At 74.0% G+C, this 3,399-nt stretch carries 2 protein-coding genes and 1 pseudogene; 1 reads left to right on the top strand and 2 read right to left on the bottom strand.

Going from position 1 to position 3,399, the window contains the following annotated elements; translation table 11 throughout:
* Positions 1–420: 420 nt before the first annotated feature.
* A complete protein-coding gene (locus EHS43_RS40505; RefSeq protein ID WP_125195536.1) occupies positions 421–1,248 on the bottom strand; it encodes an aminoglycoside N(3)-acetyltransferase in 828 nt (275 codons plus the stop codon).
* A complete protein-coding gene (locus EHS43_RS40500) occupies positions 1,245–2,453 on the bottom strand; it encodes a hypothetical protein (RefSeq protein WP_260470939.1) in 1,209 nt (402 codons plus the stop codon). The genes EHS43_RS40505 and EHS43_RS40500 overlap by 4 nt, the downstream gene beginning before the upstream one ends.
* A gap of 127 nt (positions 2,454–2,580) precedes the next feature.
* Between EHS43_RS40500 and EHS43_RS40495 the strand changes: the two are divergent.
* Positions 2,581–3,399 (top strand): annotated as a pseudogene (locus tag EHS43_RS40495) (toll/interleukin-1 receptor domain-containing protein); the annotation flags it as partial.

Raw genomic sequence — 3,399 nt, 5'->3', positions numbered from 1 at the left:
GCACTGAACACGGGTCTCACGGAGCGGGAGGCTCGGGCGACGATCGCTTCGGCGGCTCGGATGACGGGGCACCGGGCGTGAGGAGTGCCGGGGCCGGGGGTGCCCCCGGAGGGCTGAGGCCCGGCTGAGGGGAAGCCCGCAGGATGCCGCCCCGATCGCCCTCTCCGGCCCTGCCGGATCCGGGTCTCGTGCGCGACCTCCCGCAGCCGACGGGCGCACGGCGACGGCTGGGCGCCCTGCCGGACGCGCGCCGTCCGCGTGCTCCGGCAGGATCCGCACAGCCACCGCCCGGCATGGTCCGAGCGCGAGTCGCCTCGGCAACCCTCGTCCGGATGAGACCCAGTCGTGCCGGGGAGCCCCGCCCAAGCCGAGCGCACGCCAGGACCGGACACCGGCGTCCCTCCGGCATCGCCCCCTTCCCTACTCCACCGGCCCCCGCCTCGGCCGATGCTCGGTCAGCCACTTGGCGGCGAAGGACACCGCCGGGGCCAGGTCGAACAGGCGGGAGTCGGCAGTGCCGACGGGGGCGCGGGTGACCGGGAAGTCGGGGAGCGCCTCGTAGGCGTCGCCCAGCGCCGGGAAGTCCGAGGTGTCGAAGTCGACGTCGCGGTAGCGGTGCCAGCGTCTCCCTGATCCGTCGGCGACCGCACATCCGTAGTCGCGGCTGCCCAGGCCCGGCACCCGGTACTCGGCCAGGTGGAAGGCCGTGCAGACGGAGTAACCGACGCCCAGCAGCAGGACACGGGCGTCCAGTTCCTCCAGGCGGGCGAGCGGGGACTCCTCGCCCAGGTGGCAGTTCAGGGCATGGTCGGCGGTGATCCGCGCGGCGGCCGGCCCGAGCGCCGCGAACGAACTCTGCGGATGATCGCTGCGCAGCGCCCCGGGCCGGGTGCGGACCTCCTCCGGCAGGACACCGACGCCGTAGCTCGGGGTCCGCGCCGGATCGAACGCCGGCAGGGTCTCGCGCAGCCGGGCCCACTCCGACGCCGGCACGGTACGGCCACGGGTGAGCGCCCAGCGGGACGGGTCGGAGTTGTCGGGCGTCTGGGTGTAGGCGACGAGCGTGCCGTCCGGACCGAGTACCTCCAGAAGGGAGTCGACGACCCCCCGGGCGCCCCCGCGTACCGGCCCGACCGCCCTCAGCGACGAGTGCACCAGCAGGATGTCGCCGGTCCGGACGCCCAGACTTCGCAGCTGGGCGGCGAGTTCCGCGGAGGACAGGGGGGCAGGGGTGCCGGGGGTCGTCAAATCGTCGCTCCTTGAAGGACTTCGGCGGCCTGGTGCGAGGCGGTGTCGCCCCGTCCGAACGGGGCGTCGGCGGTGCGGTGCGGGACGTCGGGCAGGACCTCATCGGCCGGACCCCGCCGTTCCCGCGGCCCTTCGACGACCGGACGCAGCAGCTCGGGCAGCGGCGCCGACCACAGCAACCGCAGGTCGTGGCGGACGGCCGAGGCCAGCGTCCGGCTCTGCGGACTCCCGTCGGCCAGGTACTCGCGCAGTCCGACGTCCCCGCCCCTGGCCATGGTGTACGGCGGTACCGAGTGCCGGGACAGCACCAACGCCCCGGGACCGGTACCCCCCGCGGGACCGGACGCGAACAGTCTTCGTACGTCATGGAAGTGGCGCTCCTGGAGACCGCCGACGTCGATCACCACGGCGTTCTCCGGCACCGGACTGCCCAGGCAGAGGGTGAGCGGGATGGCGGCACGGTCGTGGACCAGGACATGGGCGGCCGCGTAGCGCAGGGTCTGCTCGTCGGCGGTGGCGCCGCCCTTGCCGCCGAGGCGTTCGAGGACGCGGGCGCGCCGGGCCGGGGTCAGCGTGCGCACCAGGTCGTCCAGCGCGGTGACGACGTCACGGGACGGCAGGGTGCCGTAGATCCCGAAACGGCCCGGCACCAGGGACGACAGCAGGAGGCCGAGGCACCGGGTCAGCAGGGTCGTCTCCTCGGCCACGGCCGGTCGGGACAGGCCGTTGACCCAGCAGCCGAGGCTGCCGGCCAGCACGATCTGGAGGTGCGGGGCGCGGTGGCCGGCCTCGGTCAGCCGGCCCGCCATGCGGACGGCCGGCAGGACGTAGCTGAGGGCCCGGAGCGGGATCGTGGTGCTGGCGCCGTAGACGACCCGCAGCACCAGCGGGGCGCGGACGGCCTCGCTCGCGGAGCGCAGCAATGGGGCGGCGCCATGCCGGGGGAGGCCCTGGATGTAGCCCGAGCGTCTGGCCTCGGGGCCGACGAGCGCGTTCAGCAGACGCGGCCGCAGACGGTTGACCTCGCCGGTCTCCTGCGCGTCGGCGCACGGCGGAAGGGTGTCGAGGAGGGCGCGGACGTCGGTGTCGGTCAGGGGCCGGGGTTCCTTGCCGGGTCCCAGGACAGGCACCCCCCGCAGGACGGCGGTGAGCAGATTCGCCTGCTTCTTCCCCAGGGGCGGCACCCCTTCGGACACGTTGGGCATTGTACCTGACAATTCGGCAATAAAGCCTTAATAGTTACGAGTTGACGGACTGGATTGTGCCACGGTCGGCCGCCCGGACTCGTGCGAAACTGGAAACGAGGTACGCAAGCCACATACGGGGGATGAGATGGTGCCCGTGTACCGCTATGCCGTCAGCTATGCGCACGGCAGGGACGAGGCCTGGGTCGCGAGATTCCTGGACGAGCTGAGACGGCGTCTGGAGACCGGGGAGGGCCCGCGGTTCCACCGCCTCGTGCCACCGGCCTCCTCCGACGGGAGCCGCGAGGAGAGGTCGTACGGCACGGGGACCGCCGATGTCGTGCTGGCACTGTGCAGTCCGGCGTACTTCAACGAGGGTCCGGCCCAGCGGGACTGGGCGGTGCTGGCGCTGCGCCGGAGCCTGGGGCAGGCCCGGACCGGGGTCGCCCCTCAGCTTGCGCTGCCGCTGGTCTGGGAGCCGGTCGAGCGGCGGCTGCCGGGGCCGGTGGCGACGGCCGACGTCTTCTCCGCGGGCCGGCCCGCGGAGTACCGCTCGCTGGGGCTGGCGCTGCTGACCATGCAGGCGCCGCGGTACCGGCAGACCCTGGACCGGGTGCTCGACGGGATCGTGGCCCGGATGACCGAGATGGTCACGGCGGGGGCGCCTGCGCCCGAGCTGGACGAACGCTTCGCCGGGGAGGCCCCCGACGCGCTCTCGGCGGACGACGCGGCCTTCACGGAACGTTTCCGCAAGGAGGTCGTCCCGGCCCTGCCGCCGCTCCCGATCGCCCGCACCCTGGTCTCCCGCGGACCCGCCGACGCCGGGAACGCGCCGGAGCACGCCCTCCCCACCGAGCTGCTGCCGCACCTGGGCCGACGGATCCTCCTCGTGGACCCCGCCGGAGCCGGCCACAGCACGGAGCTCGCACGACTCGCGGGGCGGGCGCTGGACGACGGGGTGCCGGAG

Origin of the sequence: Streptomyces sp. RP5T, from assembly GCF_003933965.1 — a bacterium.
Classification (GTDB): Bacteria; Actinomycetota; Actinomycetes; order Streptomycetales; family Streptomycetaceae; genus Streptomyces.
This window is presented reverse-complemented; position numbering and strand designations above follow the sequence as displayed.

Bases quoted from the DNA above. Each gene is read 5' to 3' on its own strand.
- EHS43_RS40500 (WP_260470939.1), bottom strand. From the start codon at position 2,453: ATGCCCAACGTGTCCGAAGGGGTGCCGCCCCTGGGGAAGAAGCAGGCG.